At 41.1% G+C, this 2747-nt stretch carries 1 protein-coding gene; it reads left to right on the top strand.

What is annotated here, in order from left to right:
- Positions 1-768: 768 nt before the first annotated feature.
- Positions 769-2487 carry an AMP-binding protein gene (locus VXK47_RS12260; RefSeq protein ID WP_435549073.1) on the top strand — a complete coding sequence of 573 codons (1719 nt, stop codon included), beginning with the start codon at positions 769-771 and terminating at the stop codon, positions 2485-2487.
- The last annotated feature ends 260 nt before the right edge of the window (positions 2488-2747 follow it).

Raw genomic sequence — 2747 nt, 5'->3', positions numbered from 1 at the left:
TTCAAGTGGTGGCGCACCCGCCAATGCTTCTTGAGCTGGTTGAAATAATTGTTTAAACGAAGTTGCATGTTTTTTCCTAAAAGGGTCCAAAGAGTACGGCATAACAGTAATCTCCTGATATTATTGTGTAATATCAAAATTCGCCGCACATTACTGTTCTTTTGTCAAGTAATATTTGACCCAAATAGCTAATTTTTCAAAATTTATTTTATCATATGCATGCAATTTCCTAACCGGAAATTACTGAATCAAATTATTTAACAAAACAATATTAACTTAAGGGCAGGCATCAGCTTTTTTAATACAATATGCTTTATGGCATATAGTTTGCTCTATACAAGGCAATGATAATATCGCATGCCGGGCTGACACTTTTGGGAGAATTTGCGATTCGACCGGTTAAATTGGAAGCAGTGGACAAGTCATGGTATCGTCACTATGGATTGCTTGTTGTTATAGAAAGTGAATATATCATGCCGATACTAATGAATCAACCGTTTTTATAATATAATTGAATATTTATGATATTATTGTTCGTTTAAGTTAATGACATTGTGATAAAGACCACGTAAAGGAGGTCTGCACCTATGGGCAGTTTATTTAAAGCGATTTTTTCCAACGGGATACGTTTTGTAAAACAATACACAAGAACGTTTACGTAATTTTGATAAGATAGTAAAAACTCAGGATATTGTTAATATCGTCAGATAAAAGGGCGAGATAGTATAAAACCTTACATTCTCGCCCTTCAAATTGCAGGAGGTATAAGTGAAGCCAGTTAGAAATTACGATGAACTGAAGGATATGTATATAGGAGATGGTCAGTGGGCTCATAGAGGCTGGATAGATATTATTGAATATAATGCCAGGAGATGGCCGGATAAGGAGGCCTTTGTTGATGCCAGAAATAGGGTGACATGGGCACAGTTTAAAAAAATAACGGATAGGCTTGCTCTTGGCTTCATTGAGGCAGGCTTAAACAGGGATGATGTGGTTATTGGGCAATTGCCAAATTGTATTGAGAATGTAGCCCTATGGATCGCTTGTGAGAAGGCTGGACTGGTGCATCTCTACTCCATGCCTACAAATAGGGAAAAGGAGACAGGTCACTTCATCGAATATACGAATGCTGTTGCTGCAGTTACCTGCTTTGAGTTCCGCCGCTTTAACCACTACAATATGTATAACGAATTTCATGCCAGCAGTAAGTTCCCAAACTTTAAGCACATCTTCCTTATTGGCGGATATGGGCTTGAAGAATTGCCTGATGGCGCAATCTCTGTGGAGGAGATAATTAATGCACCCATTGAGGAGAAATATGCCTCAGATTACCTCAGTAAGACCAAAGGCGATCCCTTTGAGGTATGGCAGATGGTATCAACGACCGGGACAACAGGAATGCCCAAGATTGGTATGCTTTCCCCGAATTGTAATATATCCACCGGACTGGAGTTCGTAAATCACTGGAAACTATCAAGAGATGATATAGGTGTCACCGCTGCGTTTTGCTTTTCAGGCCCTTCGGAAAGTGTAATACACGCACTGATTACTGTCGCAGGCAAAATCGTGATGGTTGACTGGGGAGATCCGGAGGAAGTTCTTAAAGCCATAGAGGAAGAGGGGGGGACGTATTATGGCGGCTTTCCCCTCCATTCCATCCAGATGGCAAGGCATCCCGCTTTCGATAAATATGACCTAAAATCCTTGCGTTTCGTCGGTCATGCCGGCGCCCCATTCCCTGCCGGATTATTGGAGGAAATGGAGGAGAGGCTTGGCGTTCCTCTAATCACTTATTATGGTGTCAACGAGATTCAGGGGATACTCAGCAGTAATGTGGATATCCCAAGAGAGAAGCGGTTTGGCTCTGTTGGTAGTGGCGGACCAAGGGTCCATCCTAAAATAGTTGATGATGAAAGCAATGAATTGCCACGAGGTGAGGTTGGGAGGCTCCTTATTAGTGGCGGTGGTGTTGGTGCCGGCTATTACAAAGACCCTGAGAAGACAAAGCAGGCTTTCGGTGGCACGCTGGGCAAGGAAGGTTGGTTCGATACTGAAGATCTCGCGCGGATGGATGAGGATGGATATATCTGGCTTGCCGGTCGCACCCGGGATATGATATTGCGCGCCGGGCAGAACATCTTTCCTGCTGAAATCGAGGGTATGCTCAACGCTCATCCAAAGGTGTCAAATGCGTGCATTGTTTCTATGCCCGACACTAATTATGGTGAGAAAGCTTGCGCTTTTGTCATTCTAAAGAAAGGAGAAACTACTTTAACTTTTCTTGAAATGGTTTCATTTCTTACTGAAAGAAAGCTTGCCAAGTATAAGCTACCAGAACGGCTTGAGATAGTAGAATCTTTCCCAATGTTAGGTGATAAGGTGAATAAGAGAGCTTTGGGCACAGATATAGCATATAAGCTTTTGGCTGAAGGCTTAGTTGGTCAGCCCATGCTTGATAAGTTTAGAGAACAAGGCAAGATAATATAAAGGTTGATGGTCTGTAAAAAAGTCAAAAAACTTTGTTTTTTCATTCAGGTGAAATTATAGTACAGTGAATACAATATATTATAGATCAATATCATTAACTTATTCAATTGGTTTATAGTTCGAGTAATCCTTCTATATGATACCCGATGTTTTCAAGAAACGTAATTTCGCTTTTTGGCTGTTATTCATATTCTTTTAAACAGGTCGAAGTTTAATTTCAAAAGGTTTTCCATGGATAAAGTGCGCTATTCAGCAGCTTG

Origin of the sequence: Desulfobacterium sp. N47, from assembly GCF_051233685.1 — a bacterium.
Lineage (GTDB): Bacteria > Desulfobacterota > Desulfobacteria > Desulfobacterales > RPRI01 > RPRI01.
The sequence above is the reverse complement of the archived record's forward strand: the minus strand, read 5'-3'. Positions and strand labels throughout refer to the sequence as shown.